We start from the raw sequence: 16259 nt of genomic DNA, 5'->3' as shown, positions 1-16259 counted from the left end.
CTGTTGTTGGCGGCAGAGCAGACGACACTAAAGAGAGGTGGGCAGGTGCGGGCGGTAAATAGATATTGCTCTGAATCAAGAAGCTGTCAGCCCAAAAGCAAACGCCCCGAACAAGTCGGGGCGTTTGACTGGACTGCCTTCAGTAATCTGCGCAGGCCGTTTTTTGTTGCCGCCGTGCTTAGCCGCCCAGGTACGCGTCGCGCACTTTAGGGTCGTTCAGCAGCGCTTCACCGGTACCTTGCATCACCACCCGGCCGTTTTCCAACACGTAGGCGCGGTCAGCGATTTTCAATGCCTGGTTGGCGTTCTGCTCCACCAGGAACACCGTTACACCATCCCTGCGCAGCTGTTCGATGATGTCGAAGATCTGCTGGATGATGATGGGTGCCAGACCCAGCGACGGCTCGTCGAGCAGCAGCAGCTTGGGTTTGCTCATCAGCGCCCGGCCGATGGCGAGCATTTGCTGCTCGCCGCCCGACATGGTGCCGCCGCGCTGGGCGAAGCGTTCCTTGAGTCGCGGGAACAACCCCAGGACCTTGTCCATTTGTTCCTGGTAATCGCCCTTGTCGGTGAAGAACCCGCCCATGGCGAGGTTTTCTTCCACGGTCAGACGGGCAAACACCCGACGACCTTCCGGGACCACGGCGATGCTTTTACGCATGATCTGAGCGGACTCCTGGCCGACCAGTTCTTCGCCCATGTAGCGGATACTGCCGCTATGGGCCTGCGGCGAACCGCACAGGGTCATCAGCAGGGTGGACTTGCCGGCGCCGTTGGCACCGATCAGCGTGACGATCTCGCCCTGACGGACTTCGACGTTGACGCTGTGCAGGGCCTGGATCTTGCCGTAGAAAGTGGAAACGTTTTCGAACTGCAGCATTTACGCTTCCCCCAGGTAGGCTTTGATCACTTCAGGATTGTCGCGGATCTGTTCCGGCGTACCGTTGGCCAGAGGCGTGCCCTGGTTGATCACGAAGATGTGGTCGGAGATGCTCATGACCAGTTTCATGTCGTGTTCGATCAGCAGCACGGTGACGTTATGCTCTTCACGCAGGGTGCCGATCAACGCCTTGAGGTCGTCGGTTTCCCGCGGGTTGAGGCCGGCGGCCGGTTCATCGAGCATGAGGATGCTTGGACGGGTCATCATGCAGCGGGCGATTTCCAGGCGGCGCTGCTGACCATAGGCCAGGGTGCCGGCCGGACGGTTGGCGAACTCCTTGAGGTTGACCTTGTCGAGCCAGAACTCGGCGTAATCCATGGCCTCGCGTTCGCTGCGGCGAAACGCCGGAGTCTTGAACAGACCGGCCAGGAAGTTGGTGTTCAGGTGCCGGTGCTGAGCAATCAGCAGGTTTTCCACGGCGGTCATATCCTTGAACAATCGCACGTTCTGGAAGGTCCGCACTACGCCTTTACCGGCGATCTTGTGACCGGGCAGGCCTTCGATCGCTTCACCGTTGAGCTGGATGGTGCCGGCGGTGGGCTGGTAGAAACCGGTCAGGCAGTTGAACACGGTGGTCTTGCCGGCGCCGTTAGGGCCGATCATCGAGACCACCTGTTTCTCTTTCACGCTCAGGGCCACGTTATTGACCGCCAGCAAGCCGCCGAAGCGCATGCTCAGGCCATCTACTTTCAGGATCTCTCTGCTCATTTACGCAGCTCCATGTGAGGACGTTGCATGGGCAGCAGACCTTGTGGACGCCAGATCATCATCAGCACCATCAAGGCGCCGAACATCAACATGCGGTATTCGCTGAAGTCACGCATCAGCTCGGGCAACAGGATCATCACGACTGCTGCGAGGACCACGCCCAACTGTGAGCCCATGCCGCCCAATACCACGATGGCGAGGATGGTCGCCGACTCGATGAAGGTGAACGACTCCGGCGTCACCAGCCCCTGCCGTGCGGCGAAGAAGCTGCCGGCGAAACCGGCGAAGCAGGCACCCAGGGTGAAGGCCGACAGCTTGATCACGGTCGGGTTCAGGCCCAGTGCACGGCAGGCGATTTCGTCTTCACGCAGCGCTTCCCAGGCACGGCCGATCGGCATGCGCAGCAGACGGTTGATCACGAACAGTGCGAACAGCGCCAGCAACAGCGCCACCAGGTAGAGGAAAACCACCTTGCTGACCGGGTTGTACGTCAGGCCGAAGAACTCGTGGAAGGTCTGCATGCCTTCGGCGGCCGTTCTGTCGAAGCTCAGGCCGAACAGCGTCGGTTTGGGAATGTTGCTGATGCCGTTCGGTCCGCCCGTGAGGCCGGTCAGGTTACGCAGGAACAGCCGGATGATCTCACCGAAGCCCAGGGTCACGATCGCCAGATAGTCACCGCGCAGACGCAGCACCGGGAAGCCCAGCAGGAAGCCGAAGGTCGCCGACATCAAGCCGGCGATGGGCAGGCAGATCCAGAAGCTCAGGCCGAAGTAGTGCGACAGCAGCGCATAGCTGTAGGCGCCCACCGCGTAGAAACCGACGTAGCCCAGGTCGAGCAGACCCGCCAGGCCGACCACGATGTTCAGGCCCAGGCCGAGCAGCACATAGATCAGAATCAGCGTGGCGATATCCACCGCACCGCGCGAGCCGAAGAACGGCCAGACCAGAGCGACGACGATCAATCCCATGATGACCCAGCGCTGGGTGCTGGGCAGGGTCAGGAACTGGCTCGCGCCGGCCGGGATCAATTTACCTTTGGGCACGGAGCGCATGGCGGTCGTGTATTGGCGGTCGAATATCACCCGCAGGAACATCAGCACCGAACAGACGGCGATGATGATCAGCGTGGAAGTGCTGGCACCTTGAACTTCGAGGTTGATGCCGGCGATGGACAGTTTCAGACCGAGTACCGGGTACGCCACAGCCCAAACCAATAGCGCGCTGAAAAGCGCCTGTCTAAGATTCCGAATCATACTTTCTCAACCTCCGGACGGCCCAACAGGCCGGTTGGCCGGAATAACAACACCAGAACCAGAAGGCCGAAAGCCACCACGTCCTTGTACTGGTCACCGAATATATCGGCGCCGAATGCTTCGGCCACCCCCAGCACCAGACCACCGAGCATGGCGCCCGGAATGCTCCCGATGCCACCCAGAACCGCTGCGGTAAAGGCCTTGAGGCCCACCAGAAATCCGGCGTTCGGGTTGATCACGCCATACTGCATGCTGAGCAGTACAGCCGCCACGGCCGCCAGGGCGGCACCGATGACGAAGGTCAGGGCGATGATGTTGTTGGTGTTGATGCCCAGCAGGTTGGCCATCTTGATGTCTTCGGCACAGGCGCGGCAGGCACGTCCCAGACGCGAGCGCGAGATGAACTGGGTGAGGCAGAGCATCACCACCAGGGTCACGACGAACACCAGGATCTGCATGTAGGAGATCAGCACTTCCTGTGCGCCGCCTGGACCGAAGGTGAAGCTGCCCGGAATCAGGTTGGGGATCGATTTGTCCTTGGAGTCCTGCGAGAGCAGTACGGTGTTTTGCAGGAAGATCGACATGCCGATGGCCGAGATCAGCGGGATCAGGCGGTTACTGCCCCGCAGAGGGCGGTAGGCGATCCGTTCGATACTGTAGCCGTAGGCACTGGTAACAACGATGGTCGCCAGGAATGCGGCGGTCATCAACAGCGGTAGAGAATGGATACCCAGCATGGCCAGTCCGGCAAGGACGATGAAGGCCACATAGGAACCAATCATGTAGACCTCGCCATGGGCGAAGTTAATCATTCCAATGATGCCGTAAACCATCGTATAGCCGATGGCGATCAGGGCATATGTGCTGCCAATGGTCAGACCATTAACCAGCTGTTGGAAAAAGTGATAGATCTCAGGCATTACAGCGCTCCTAAAAACCTGATACGCATTTCACTGGTGGAGTCATTTTCCCGCTCAGGCCCCGTGGATCTGCATCCACTTCGAACGTGAGGTTTGCCAGCGAACCGCTGATGACGGTTTTGAGATTTTCAGGTGGGGAGGCTTCCGGATCACGGAGGCACGGCCCATTACCTCGTAAAACAAAGCCCACGGCACGCCGTGGGCTTTATTGGCAGTCAGTCAGGCAGCGCCTTACTGAGGCGAAACTTCGGTTTTAGGTTTGCCAAAGTGCCACTGGTAGACCACGAACTTGAAGTTCTTCAGGTCGCCCTTCGAGTCGAACGACAGGTCGCCGGTCGGGGTCTTGAAGGTGCCAGCGCGGATAGCCGCGGCCACTTTGGTGGTGTCTTCGCTCTTCGCTGCCTTGATGCCTTCAGCGATCACTTCGACTGCCGAGTAGGCCGGGAACACGAACGGACCGCTCGGGTCCTGCTTCTTGGCGGCGAACGCGTCAACCAGTGCCTTGTTGGCCGGATCCTGGTCGAAAGATTTCGGCAAGGTCACCAGCAGGCCTTCGGAAGCGTCCTGGGCGATCTGCGAGATGGAGTCGTTGCCGACGCCTTCCGGCCCCATGAACTTGGCGTTCAGGCCTTTTTCCTTGGACTGACGCAGGATCAGGCCCAGTTCCGGGTGGTAGCCGCCGTAGTAGACGAAGTCGACGTTGGCTTGCTTGAGTTTCTGGATGATCGAGGAGAAGTCCTTGTCGCCGGCGTTGAGGCCTTCGAACACGGCAACCTTGACGCCTTTGGCTTCGAGGGTTTTCTTCACGGCGGTGGCGATGCCTTCACCGTATTGCTGTTTGTCATGCAGAACAGCAACGATTTTCGGTTTTACGTGATCGGCGATGTAGTTACCGGCGGCAGGGCCCTGCGCGCTGTCCAGGCCGATGGTGCGGAACACCATTTTGTAGCCACGGTTGGTGATGTCCGGGCTGGTGGCGGCTGGGGTGATCATGATCACGCCTTCGTCTTCGTAGATGTCGGACGCTGGCTGAGTGGAGCTGGAGCAGAGGTGACCGACCACGAACTTGACGCCGTCGTTGACCACTTTGTTGGCGACGGCAACGGCCTGTTTAGGGTCGCAGGCGTCATCGTATTCTTTGGCTTCGAGCATCTTGCCGTCGACACCGCCCTTGGCGTTGATCTGCTCGATGGCCATTTTAGCGCCGGTGAACTGCATGTCACCGTACTGGGTCACTGGACCGGTTTTAGGGCCGGCGATGCCGATCTTGATGGTGTCAGCTGCGAACGAATGGCTGGCGACTCCGGCCAGAACCATAGCGGCAAACAGTTTGGAAATCTGCTTAGTAGCCTTATTCATAGTGCTCCACTCTTACTGTTGTAATTTTTATAGTCCTGGCGGCCAGAGCCACAGAACCGGATCGATATACTGGATATCCTCCGGAAATGCCCCCCGGCAACTGTACCGGTACAGTGTAGAGCGCCGGTTGTTCGCTTGGAAAGCTGGCGCTCAGGGGCAAAACCTGAGGGTGTCGCATTTTTGAAAGAAAAAGACAGAATTGCGGCGGGATTTTGGCTGGGTAGTGGCCCGATTCAGCGGCTATCCTTGCTTTCCTGCAGTTCTCGATCAATGACTCTATTGCATCCGGGTTTTTCTGCCAGGGCACCGACGTTATGATTGCGCCGATTTCTTTTCCGGACAGGGCCCATGACTCAAGAACCTAGCACCCTCTATGCCAAGCTGCTTGGTGAAACCGCATCTATTACCTGGAAGGAACTCGAACCGTTCTTTGCCAAGGGTGCCCTATTGTGGGTCGAGGCCGATCTGGATTTGATCGAAGCAGCCGAAGCCGTGGCCGAGGATCAGGGCGAGAAAGTGGCTGCCTGGCTGGCTGCCGAGAAGGTTGCCAAGGTGTCTGCGACGCGGGCGCTGGATTTGGTCGAACGTGATCCGCAGCTCTGGGCGGTGGTGGTTTCGCCGTGGATTCTGATCCAGGAAAGGGCGCAGATCTGACGGCTTGCACCGATTTGGTGCTGGCTGCGCTCAGGCAAAAGTGTGTAGCCGAGTAGCGTGATGGCAGGTTGCCGTAGAGAAATGCCACAGGCTGGCGGGGGGAAGGTTACGTAAACGTAACGGGAACAGTTGAGAGAGCAGCCGAACGGCTGCTTAATTGTTTCTGGATGTTGGAGATGTGCTGGATGTGAGGACGCCATCGCGAGCAAGCTCGCTCCCACAGGTGACAGAGTTCTTCAAAAGAAAGCGGTCAAATGTGGGAGCGAGCTTGCTCGCGATGGCCGTGACGCGGTCAGACCGTCTTGCCCGTATGGTTATTCAGCGAGATGACCTTGGTCTTGCCGATGCGGTGACGGTAGATCTCGCGCAGGTACTTGATGGCTTTTTTCACGCAGTCGCGCGACAGGCGGATGTCGTTGATCGAGACGAATTTGTCTTTGTCGTTGATCAGCTCGCGGTACTTCTTCTCGTACATCGGCTTGATCGCGTACCAGTTGGTGTCGAGGATCTTCGCCGGGTTTTCGAACTCGTTGAGCAGTTCGTCGATTCTGGCCTCGTCGAAGTCTTCATGAATGATGAAGTCGAGGATCGAGTTGTCCAGCGTTTCGTCGAAACGGTACGGGTTGCGTGCAAAGCAGCGTTTGATGAAGGCCACGATCAAGGTCAGGAAATCGTCTGACAGGCACGGGCTCTTGGCGATCAGGGTGGTCAGCGAGAGGTTGGCCGAGGCGCCGATCACCAGTGCATAACGCTTGAGCGTGGTGTTGGGGAACAGGCTGTTGAGGTGGGTCTTCAACCGGTTCAGGTCCATGTAGGACAGCTTGTAATCCTTGGGCAGCGAGACGATCGACACGACCGACGAGCAGTTCTTGAAGAAGTGCAGGTCATGCAGGGCAGCAGCGTCATAACCCGAGTTCTTGTATTGCTCCAGCGATGCGCGATAACGCTTGGACTCGATCGGCAACAGGCTGATGCCTTCGATGGCCTGGGTCACCTTGTTGAAGTGCGGCAGGTCGATGGAGCGGAAGAACAGGTCGTCGATGTTCAGGCGCTGCGGCTCTTTGTCGAACACCTTGAACTTGTCACTGCTCGGTGCCGGTTGCTCTGGCACCACCGATTCGGCGTAGGCAATCGCCACTGGCCCGGCCAGACTCATGAACAGGTCGTTGGCGTCCAGGCGGATGGTTTCGCCGATATCGATACCGGCCCGACGGAAGTAGTTCTGGTCGTAGTCGGTAGTGACGGCCTGGGCCGTCAGAATGTTGAAGATCTGCTGCGAGATGTACTGGTTGGCGTGCTTTTCCATGGCATTGACATCAATGTTCTGGATATTGCCGTCATCGTTCTCTTCGGCGTAACGCATGATGTCGTTGGAGATCAGCATCATCGCGTTCCATGGGCGGATACGGCCCATGACGCTGGCTTCGCTGCTGTCTTCGTTGGCGAAGTTGTACGAAAAATCCCATTCTTCCGACAGGTACTTGCACAGCAGGCGACCGGCGTTGATGTGCAGTGCCTCAGACATTTCGCTGCGGTGATCGGAAATGTTCGGCAGTACGCAAATGCCGCTGGTGAAGATCGGCTCGAAAACGAAGGAGTGGCCGCTCTTGCTGTCGTGCTCGTCCACCGGTTTGGTGTCGAACGTCTTGTTCATGTACGAGTGCTGCTGGGCCAGGCCGAACTCCGAGGCCATGCCCGAACCGGTACCGCCGCCGGCGCTGAAGATCGAGAAGTACAGGCGCGACTGGTTGGCCTTGATGCCACAGCTGTCGATCAGGTACGAATGAATCATCTTCCAGTCGGGGCTGGAGAAACGCTGTGTGTCCTTGTTCAGGATGATCTTCGCCAGGTACTGGCCGAGGATCGGCGCGTTACCGGCGCCACCGGCGTGGACTTCCGAGAGGTCCATGATCTTCATTTTGCTGTAGTCGCGCAGGAAGCCGCTTTTTTCGCCCTTGCGCGAGAAGCGGATACGTCCGGCGATGTCTTTGTCCAGGTCGCCGAGCATCACCAGCGGTTCGACCAGGAACACCGGTTTGGTGGCTTTGCCGGCACCCAGTTTCAGGTTGTTGCGAATCCATTGCGCAGGGCTGTAGCCCTTTTCAGCATAGGGCTTGTCTTCGTTGTTGAACTCGTTGAGGTAGAACTTGCGGGCGTTGTACACCAGCTCCGCGACGTCCAGCGCAATGTTCGAACCGCAGCGACCCAGACCGATCAGGCAAACCGAGGGGAACTCCTGCTGATGCAGTTCGTGGGTGTCTTCCAGGTGCGGCGGCTTGGGGAACACCAGATCGCGCAGGCCGTCGAGGTTGTCGAGGATACGATCGGTGTTGGTCTCGGTGAAATACAGATACTGCTGAGTCGCAAGCGCTCGTGTGCTGGTCAATGGCTTCGGGACTGGAGGTTTATCCGTGGCGGCGGTGAGCGTCAGTTCGGATACCGCAGGGGCAGGATTATTTTTAGAAGTCATTGTGCGCCATGTGCCTGGACTGGTTGGTTTGGCGGCGAGATATCATCAAGCCATCACGAATAAAGAACTCGCGACTTTACATCGCGATAGTGTCCCCAGCGATAGGGCTTTACCTGAGCGTCGCTAGGGGGAATCCTTTCCTGATTGATGATGAATCGGCCAATATTTGGCGATCTTTAATCGAACAGAGGCAAATTGATGGCAACGTTACCTTCACTCGCGTTCGCTGGAATCGGCTTGATGGGTTTGCCGATGTGTCGGCGCCTATTGGCGGCGGGTTACTCACTGACGGTGTGGAATCGTGATCCGGTCAAGTGCGCACCGTTGGTCGAGGCCGGGGCGCGACAAGTGGCCACGCCTGCCGAGCTGTGTCAGCACGCCGATCTGGTGATGTTGTGCCTGGCCAATACCGAGGTGGTGCGCGAGGTGGTGTTCGGGGCGGCAGGCGTTGCGTTTGGCGCGAAAACCGGTCAGCTGCTGGTGGATTTTTCCAGTCTGGAACCCACGGCGACGCGGGAAATGGCTGCCGAGCTGGCCAGCCGTACCGGCATGGGTTGGCTGGATGCACCGGTATCCGGTGGTGTAGCGGGTGCCGAAGCCGCCAGCCTGGCGATCATGGTCGGCGGCACATCTGCGGATGTTGAGCGAGTGCGCCCGGTGCTGTTGAGCCTCGGTCAACGGGTCACGCACATGGGCGCGGTCGGCGCAGGGCAGGTGACCAAGGCCTGCAACCAGATGATTGTTGCCTGCAATGCGTTGGTCATTGCTGAAGTGGTGGCGCTGGCTGAACGCTCAGGCGTGGATGCGAGCCTGCTGGCCGAAGCATTGAGCGGCGGGTTTGCCGACTCGAAACCCTTGCAGATACTTGCCCCGCAAATGGCCGAGAGCCGTTTCGAACCCATAAAGTGGCATGTTCGGACGCTGCTCAAGGACCTGGATGGTGCAGTGAAGTTTTCCCGCGAGCAGGGCTCGGCGACGCCGATCAGTGGACTGGCCGCACAGTTGATGCGCCTGCATGGTGGTCAGGGCTTTCTGGAAAAAGATCCCGCGACACTAATCCATCTATACCGCGAACCAGACTCAAAGGACTGACAGGGTGTGGGTGTTTACGCTGGTTGATCTCGTTCAGTACCGGGCGCAATTCAGCCAGCGGTACCGGGCGGCTCAACAAGTAACCCTGAACAAAATCGCAACCGAAGCGTTCGAGAAACTGGTATTGCTCCAGGGTTTCGACCCCTTCGGTGACCACCTGCAAATGCAGGGTATGGGCCATGACGATAATAGCCTGGACGATCTCCATGTCCTGGGTGGCCTTGGGAATGTCCAGGATAAACGAACGGTCGATTTTCAGGGTGTTCAGCGGCAAACGCTTGAGGTAGGCCAGCGACGAGTAACCGGTGCCAAAATCGTCTATCGACAGCGAAACACCGAGTGCACGAATTTTGCGCAACAGCACCAGCGTATTGGCGATGTTGCCCATCAGAGCGTTTTCCGTAACCTCCAGCTCCAGCCTCTGCGGCGCGACGCCGGCCGCTCGCAGCGCACTTTCGACTTCTTCGGCGAGCTCTTCGCGAGCGAGATTGAGGGGAGAGCAGTTCACGGCGATTTTCAACGACTCGCCGCCGTGCCTGGACAGCTCGCTCAGGTCTTCGCAGGCTTTGCGCAGCACCCAGTTGTCGAGTTCGGCGATCAAGCCATTGGCTTCGGCAATTGGGATGAAGCGGTCGGGTGCGAGTAAACCGTGCACCGGGTGCTGCCAGCGAACCAGTGCTTCGAGTTTGGTTACCTGGCCGCTTTTGAGGTCGTAAATCGGTTGGTAATAAAGCAACAGCCCGTTTTCGTCACGTAAGGCATTGCGCAGTTCTTCTTCGAGTTGCAGCTCCATTGTCGCCTTGGTTTTCAGGTTGGGGCTGAAAAAGTGCAGGCCGTTACGGCCATTGCCCTTGGATTGGTACAGCGCCAGATCGGCGTTTTTCAGCAGTTCTTCGCAGCTCTTGCCGTCGTCGGGAAATACGCTGATACCGATGCTGGTGGTCATGACCATGCGTCGACCGGCCAACTCAATCGGTTCCTTCATCTTATGCATGATGCGCTGGGCCATGTGCCGGGCTTCGTCGCGCTCACGCAGGTTGATCAGAATGCAGAACTCATCGCCGCCAAACCGCGCGACCACATCGTCATGGCTGCGGGTCGAGCCTTTGATGTGTCCGGCAAGGACTTTCAGCAGTTCGTCACCGGCATCATGGCCCAGACTGTCGTTGATCCGCTTGAAATGATCGATGTCCAGAAACATCACTGCCAGCATGCCGCCATGAGTGCTTTTCTCGATGAGCTTTTCGGCGAAGATCTGGTTGAAGCCGCGGCGATTGATCAGGTTGGTCAGGGCGTCATAGTGCGCCACTTGTTGCAGCGACATGCGTGCCTGATCCAGTTGGCTGAGCAGGGTATTGACCCGGCGCAGGTCGTGTTCCTTGTGTTGCAGCTTTTTGTCGGCCAGGGCCGCGCTGATGCTGCTGCCGATGACCAACAGCGCAATCACGGCAATCGTCAGCCCCAGTTGCAGGTGGTCGTTGTCGACTGACAGTTGCGCAGAAACTCCGGCTGGCAACATCAGACTCATGGACTGCATACCGGTGAAGTGCATGCTCACGATGCCTGCACCCAGCACCAGGCTGGCGGTGTATTTGAGCATCTGATGGGCGATGCCGCTGCCGTTGCGCAGAACGTGCGACAGCAGCAAGGCAATTGCGCTGGCGCCGATGGCGATCAGGATCGACACGCCGAACAATGTTGGCTGGTAGTGGGGCACGGCGTTCGAGCGCATGGCGGCCATGCCCACGTAATGCATGGCGGAGATGCCCAGGCCGATGCAGATCGAGGTTTGCACGTATTGCCGGGCGTTCAGTTGTGCATTGCTCAGGGTGTTCATCGCCACAAAGGCTGCAATAAAGGCGATCAGCAGGGAAAGGAAGGTGGTCGGTAAATCGTAATGGATGTCGATGGGGGCCTGGAACGCCAGCATGCCGATGAAGTGCATGGCCCAAATACCGCCCGACAGGCAGCACGCACCGACCCAGCGCCAGAGCCGTTGAGAGGCAGGGTTTTCGGCATGACCGACGCGTTCGGCCATGTCCAGCGTGGCAAAGCTGGCCGCGCAGGCGACCAGGTAGGCCAACAGCACCAGAAAGGGATTATGACTGCAACTGAGTACTACTTGCCCGCTGCTCTCTGGCAGCTCGGTAATGAAATGCAAACCAAGCCACTCCATAGCATGCCCCGTCTCTGAGTCATCCAGCACCGGCGCCATGAACGCTGGCGAATGCCTGGAGTATAGAGGTCATGCGCAGAGTGCAAGGGATGATGGCATATTGATTCTAACCATTTCGCAATAAGCCCAAGAACGTTTGGAAATAAATCGTCACGCGCGGGGGCTGACCGTCATGGGCGGGTATCAGCCTGACGAATAATGACAGACAGCGGCCATGGCGCTGACTAGATTGCGGGTTCCGGGCTCGAATGCCGTCGGCAGTGAAGCCCTCATGACAATAAAAGAGACGGACTCATGCAGAACTCGACCCAAGCGGCGAATGCCTGGCGCATTCTGTTCCTGCTGTTCCTGGCCAATCTGTTCAACTTCTTCGACCGTACGATCCCGGCGATCATCATCGAGCCGATTCGTATGGAATGGCACCTCAGCGACTTTCAGCTGGGGATTATCGGGACTGCGTTCACCATCGTTTATGCCGTTGCCGGTCTGCCGTTAGGGCGCATGGCCGACACGGGTTCGCGCAGCAAGCTGATGGGCTGGGGGTTGGCGGTATGGAGCGGGCTGACGGCGGTGAACGGTCTGGTGGGGAGTTTCTGGAGTTTCCTGATCGTGCGCATGGGGATCGGCATCGGTGAGGCCAGCTATGCGCCGGCCGCCAATTCGCTGATCGGTGATCTGTTCCCGGCGCACCGTCGGGCGCGGGCCATGGGTATCTTCATGTTGGGGTTGCCGCTGGGCCTGTTGCTGGCGTTCTTCACCATCGGCGCGATGGTCAAGGCGTTCGACAGCTGGCGTGCGCCGTTTTTCATCGCGGCGATACCGGGTTTGATTCTGGCGATCTTCATGTTCTTCATCAAAGAGCCCAAGCGCGGCGCGGCGGAATCGGTGCAAGTGTCCCAGGAGCGGGTGGATCGGCCGATTCGCCGGGTGCTGGCGATTCCGACCTTCCTCTGGCTGGTAATGGCGGGGCTGTGTTTCAACTTCGCCACCTATGCGTGCAACTCGTTTCTGGTGCCGATGTTGCAGCGCTATTTTCAGATGCCGTTGCAGCAAGCTGCGGTAGCGACCGGGGTAATCGTCGGCGTGACCGGCTTGTTCGGTCTGACGCTGGGCGGTTGGGTGGCCGACAAGATTCACCAGCGCGTGGCCAACGGTCGACTGCTGTTTGCCGCGTTCAGTCTGATCATCTCGACCTTGTGCACGGCTTGGGCACTGCACGCCGGACGGATTGAAATCGGTGTGTTCGTCGTGGCGTTCAGCATCGGTTGGTTGTTTGCCTACAACTTTTATACCTGCGTTTACACGGCTATTCAGGACGTGGTCGAGCCGCGCCTGCGTGCCACGGCGATGGCGTTGTTTTTTGCCGGTTTGTATTTGCTGGGCGGCGGTCTTGGGCCGGTAGTGGTGGGCGCTTTGTCCGATCATTTCGCCCATGCCGCGATGCTGGCGGCGGGTGCCGGGCAAATGAGCGAGGCGTTCAAAGCGGTGGGGCTGCATGATGCGATGTACCTGATTCCGGTGGCATTGTTTTTCACCATGGTGTTTCTGTTCCTGGCTTCGCGGTGTTTTGTGAGGGATGCGAAGCGGATGAAGGAAGGGCTGGTTGCTGTGGTTGAGCCTGGAGTTTCTGCGGCGACTGCATGATCGCCATCGCGAGCAAGCTCGCTCCCACAGGGGGGGCGTCGTCGAGCACAAATGTTGCGTCATTGAAAATCAACTGTGGGAGCGAGCTTGCTCGCGATGAGGTCATCAGCAACAACACAACAATCAAGTATAAAAAAAGGCCCGCATCGCTGCGGGCCTTCTTTGTTTTAGCGATGGAAGAGGAGGGCTTAACCCGCCACCAGCACCCGGATCGCTTCCAGTCGCAGCGCCGCTTTGTCGAGCATGGCCAGGCCTTGCTCGCGCTGCTGACGCAGGGCAACCAGTTCGCTGTCGCGTACCGTCGGGTTGACGGCTTGCAGGGCGGTCAGGCGCGCCAGTTCTTCTTCGGTGTCAGCGGCCAGACGGCGCTGCGCTTCGGCCACACGTTCGGCGTGGCGTGGGGTGATTTTCTCTTCACCGGCATTGATGCGCGGGGTCAGTTGATCACGCTGGGCCTGGACAAACTTGTTGGCGCTGGCGCGTGGCACGCTTTCGAGCTGGTCGTTGAGGGTTTCGAACGAGACGCGGCCCGACAGGTCGTTGCCGTTGGCGTCGAGCAGGCAGCGCAGCGCGGCCGGCGGCAGGTAACGGCCCAGTTGCAGCGAGCGCGGAGCAACCACTTCGCTGACATAGAGCAGTTCCAGCAACACGGTGCCAGGCTTGAGTGCCTTGTTCTTGATCAGCGCGACGGCGGTGTTGCCCATCGAGCCGGACAGGACCAGGTCCATACCGCCCTGAACCATCGGGTGCTCCCAAGTGATGAATTGCATGTCTTCGCGAGACAGCGCCTGGTTGCGGTCGTAGGTGATGGTCACGCCTTCGTCGTCGCCCAGCGGGAAGCTGGCGTCGAGCATTTTTTCGCTCGGCTTGAGGATCAGTGCGTTTTCCGAATGGTCTTCGCTGTCGATGCCGAACGCGTCGAACAGGGTTTCCATGTAGATCGGCAGGGCGAACTGATCGTCTTGCTCAAGGATCGCCTCAACCAGCGCGTCACCTTCGCCTGCACCACCGGAGTTGAGTTCCAGCAGGCGGTCACGGCCGCTGTGCAACTCGGCTTCGAGGTTTTCACGGGTGGTACGGGCTTCATCGATCAGCGCTTGCCACTCGCCGTCATCAGCGTTTTCCAGCAGCGGCAGCAGGCGTGGGCCGAACTGATGCTGCAAGGCGTTGCCGGTCGGGCAGGTGTTGAGGAACGCGTTCAGCGCTTCGTGGTACCACTGGAACAGGCGCTCTTGCGGGCTGGTTTCCAGGTACGGCACGTGCAGTTCGATGATGTGCTTCTGGCCGATCCGGTCCAGACGACCGATGCGCTGTTCCAGCAGGTCGGGGTGCGATGGCAGATCGAACAGCACCAGGTGGTGGGAGAACTGGAAGTTGCGACCTTCGCTGCCGATTTCCGAGCAGATCAGCACTTGCGCGCCGAACTCTTCGTCGGCGAAGTAAGCGGCGGCGCGGTCACGTTCAAGGATGTTCATGCCTTCGTGGAACACCGTGGCCGGGATGCCGGAACGCACGCGCAGGGCGTCTTCCAGGTCCATCGCGGTTTCGGCGTGGGCGCAGATCACCAGCACTTTGGTGCGCTTGAGCATTTTCAGCTGATCGATCAGCCACTCGACCCGTGGGTCGAAGCGCCACCAGCGTTGTTCTTCATCTATATCCGGTTGCGCCTGGAAGCTGACTTCCGGGTACAGCTCGGCGTGTTCGCCCAGCGGCAATTCCAGGTATTCGTCCGGGCACGGCAGCGGGTACGGATGCAGTTTGCGTTCCGGGAAGCCTTGCACCGCAGCGCGGGTGTTACGGAACAGCACGCGGCCAGTGCCGTGGCGGTCCAGCAATTCGCGCACCAGACGGGCGCTGGCTTCAGCGTCACCCTCGTTGACGGCGGTCAACAGCGCTTCGCCTTCGTCACCGAGGAAACCCTGGATGGTTTTGTGTGCGGCCGGGGACAAACGCCCCTGGTCCATCAGTTCCTGAACGGCTTCGGCTACCGGGCGATAGTTCTCGCTCTCGGCGCGGAAGGCTTTCAGGTCGTGGAAACGGTTTGGGTCGAGCAGGCGCAGACGGGCGAAGTGGCTGTCCTGACCCAGTTGCTCTGGGGTCGCGGTCAGCAGCAGTACGCCGGGAATGGTTTCTGCGAGCTGTTCGACCAGCGAGTACTCAGGGCTGACCTGATCTTCGTGCCACACCAGGTGGTGCGCTTCGTCGACCACCAGCAGGTCCCAGCCGGCAGCGAACAGCGCGTCCTGGGCTTTTTCGTCGTCCACCAGCCATTCCAGAGCGACCAGCGCGAGCTGGGTGTCTTCGAACGGGTTGCTGGCATCGCTTTCGATGAAGCGTTCTTCGTCGAACAGCGCGACTTGCAGGTTGAAACGACGGCGCATCTCCACCAGCCACTGGTGCTGGAGGTTTTCCGGAACCAGAATCAGCACGCGGTTGGCGCGACCCGAGAGCAGTTGGCGATGGATCACCAGACCGGCTTCGATGGTTTTACCCAGACCGACTTCGTCCGCCAACAGAACCCGCGGTGCGATACGATCCGCGACTTCACGGGCGATGTGCAATTGGTGGGCGATTGGCTGCGCACGCACGCCACCCAGGCCCCAGAGCGAGGATTGCAACTGGCGGCTGGTGTGTTCCAGGGTGTGGTAACGCAGGGAGAACCAGGCCAACGGGTCGATCTGCCCGGCGAACAGACGGTCGCTGGCCAGACGGAACTGGATGAAGTTCGAGAGTTGGGTCTCGGGCAGGGTTACTACTTCGTTCTGCGCGTTGAGCCCGTGGTAGACCAGCAGGCCGTCGATGTCGTCGACTTCGCGCACGGTCATTTTCCAGCCTTCGAAGTGAGTGATCATGTCACCCGGCGAAAACCTCACACGAGTGAGGGGCGCATTCCGTAGCGCGTACTGGCGAGTGTCGCCAGTGGCCGGATAGAGCACGGTCAGCAAGCGACCGTCCTGTGCCAGAACGGTGCCTAAACCTAGCTCGGCTTCGCTGTCACTAATCCAGCGTTGCCCCGGTTGATACTGCTGCGCCATGCTGCCTG

Annotated in this window: 11 protein-coding genes; 3 read left to right on the top strand and 8 right to left on the bottom strand. The window is 59.1% G+C overall.

All coding sequences use genetic code 11. From position 1 onward, the window contains the following. Positions 1-178: 178 nt before the first annotated feature. The 5 genes from BK659_RS25695 to BK659_RS25675 form a co-directional block, all read right to left on the bottom strand. Positions 179-880, bottom strand: a complete 702-nt coding sequence (locus BK659_RS25695) for an ABC transporter ATP-binding protein (RefSeq protein ID WP_123428286.1) — start codon at positions 878-880, stop codon at positions 179-181. Next, positions 881-1648: a high-affinity branched-chain amino acid ABC transporter ATP-binding protein LivG gene (gene livG, locus BK659_RS25690; RefSeq protein ID WP_123428284.1), complete on the bottom strand. Its 768-nt coding sequence runs from the start codon at positions 1646-1648 to the stop codon at positions 881-883. After that, positions 1645-2901 (bottom strand): high-affinity branched-chain amino acid ABC transporter permease LivM, encoded by a 1257-nt coding sequence (locus BK659_RS25685; protein WP_123428282.1) that lies wholly within the window; start codon positions 2899-2901, stop codon positions 1645-1647. The genes livG and BK659_RS25685 overlap by 4 nt, the downstream gene beginning before the upstream one ends. Further along, complete coding sequence (gene livH / locus BK659_RS25680; protein WP_123428280.1) at positions 2898-3821, bottom strand: high-affinity branched-chain amino acid ABC transporter permease LivH; 924 nt, start codon at positions 3819-3821, stop codon at positions 2898-2900. Before livH ends, BK659_RS25685 begins: the two co-directional genes overlap by 4 nt. A 231-nt stretch (positions 3822-4052) precedes the next feature. Continuing rightward, positions 4053-5180, bottom strand: a complete 1128-nt coding sequence (locus BK659_RS25675; RefSeq protein WP_123428278.1) for a branched-chain amino acid ABC transporter substrate-binding protein — start codon at positions 5178-5180, stop codon at positions 4053-4055. Positions 5181-5528: 348 nt separating this feature from the next. Here BK659_RS25675 and BK659_RS25670 point away from each other — a divergent pair, with 348 nt between their 5' ends. Next, a complete protein-coding gene (locus tag BK659_RS25670) occupies positions 5529-5834 on the top strand; it encodes a DUF2288 domain-containing protein (protein WP_123428277.1) in 306 nt (101 codons plus the stop codon). A gap of 292 nt (positions 5835-6126) precedes the next feature. Here the strand turns inward: BK659_RS25670 and BK659_RS25660 are convergent, their stop codons facing one another. Continuing rightward, a complete protein-coding gene (locus BK659_RS25660) occupies positions 6127-8304 on the bottom strand; it encodes a hypothetical protein (protein WP_123428273.1) in 2178 nt (725 codons plus the stop codon). 195 nt (positions 8305-8499) lie between these two features. Here BK659_RS25660 and BK659_RS25655 point away from each other — a divergent pair, with 195 nt between their 5' ends. After that, entirely contained in the window at positions 8500-9396 is an 897-nt protein-coding gene (locus tag BK659_RS25655) for an NAD(P)-dependent oxidoreductase (protein WP_123428271.1), read from the top strand. Here the strand turns inward: BK659_RS25655 and BK659_RS25650 are convergent. After that, entirely contained in the window at positions 9287-11572 is a 2286-nt protein-coding gene (locus tag BK659_RS25650; protein WP_123428269.1) for a putative bifunctional diguanylate cyclase/phosphodiesterase, read from the bottom strand. The genes BK659_RS25655 and BK659_RS25650 overlap by 110 nt on opposite strands. A gap of 294 nt (positions 11573-11866) precedes the next feature. On the opposite strand from BK659_RS25650, the gene BK659_RS25645 reads away from it, so the two are divergent. Beyond that, positions 11867-13216: a spinster family MFS transporter gene (locus tag BK659_RS25645; RefSeq protein WP_123428267.1), complete on the top strand. Its 1350-nt coding sequence runs from the start codon at positions 11867-11869 to the stop codon at positions 13214-13216. Positions 13217-13404: 188 nt separating this feature from the next. On the opposite strand, the gene rapA is transcribed toward BK659_RS25645, so the two are convergent. After that, positions 13405-16251 carry an RNA polymerase-associated protein RapA gene (rapA, locus tag BK659_RS25640; RefSeq protein WP_123428265.1) on the bottom strand — a complete coding sequence of 949 codons (2847 nt, stop codon included), beginning with the start codon at positions 16249-16251 and terminating at the stop codon, positions 13405-13407. Positions 16252-16259: the final 8 nt, after the last annotated feature.

Source organism: Pseudomonas brassicacearum (assembly GCF_003732225.1).
Taxonomy (GTDB): domain Bacteria; phylum Pseudomonadota; class Gammaproteobacteria; order Pseudomonadales; family Pseudomonadaceae; genus Aquipseudomonas; species Aquipseudomonas brassicacearum_E.
The sequence above is the reverse complement of the archived record's forward strand: the minus strand, read 5'-3'. Positions and strand labels throughout refer to the sequence as shown.

Coding starts and splice junctions, on each gene's coding strand:
- BK659_RS25695 (WP_123428286.1), bottom strand. CDS start 880: ATGCTGCAGTTCGAAAACGTTTCCACTTTCTACGGCAAGATCCAGGCC.
- livG (WP_123428284.1), bottom strand. CDS start 1,648: ATGAGCAGAGAGATCCTGAAAGTAGATGGCCTGAGCATGCGCTTCGGC.
- BK659_RS25685 (WP_123428282.1), bottom strand. CDS start 2,901: ATGATTCGGAATCTTAGACAGGCGCTTTTCAGCGCGCTATTGGTTTGG.
- livH (WP_123428280.1), bottom strand. CDS start 3,821: ATGCCTGAGATCTATCACTTTTTCCAACAGCTGGTTAATGGTCTGACC.
- BK659_RS25675 (WP_123428278.1), bottom strand. CDS start 5,180: ATGAATAAGGCTACTAAGCAGATTTCCAAACTGTTTGCCGCTATGGTT.
- BK659_RS25670 (WP_123428277.1), top strand. CDS start 5,529: ATGACTCAAGAACCTAGCACCCTCTATGCCAAGCTGCTTGGTGAAACC.
- BK659_RS25660 (WP_123428273.1), bottom strand. CDS start 8,304: ATGACTTCTAAAAATAATCCTGCCCCTGCGGTATCCGAACTGACGCTC.
- BK659_RS25650 (WP_123428269.1), bottom strand. CDS start 11,572: ATGGAGTGGCTTGGTTTGCATTTCATTACCGAGCTGCCAGAGAGCAGC.
- BK659_RS25645 (WP_123428267.1), top strand. CDS start 11,867: ATGCAGAACTCGACCCAAGCGGCGAATGCCTGGCGCATTCTGTTCCTG.
- rapA (WP_123428265.1), bottom strand. CDS start 16,251: ATGGCGCAGCAGTATCAACCGGGGCAACGCTGGATTAGTGACAGCGAA.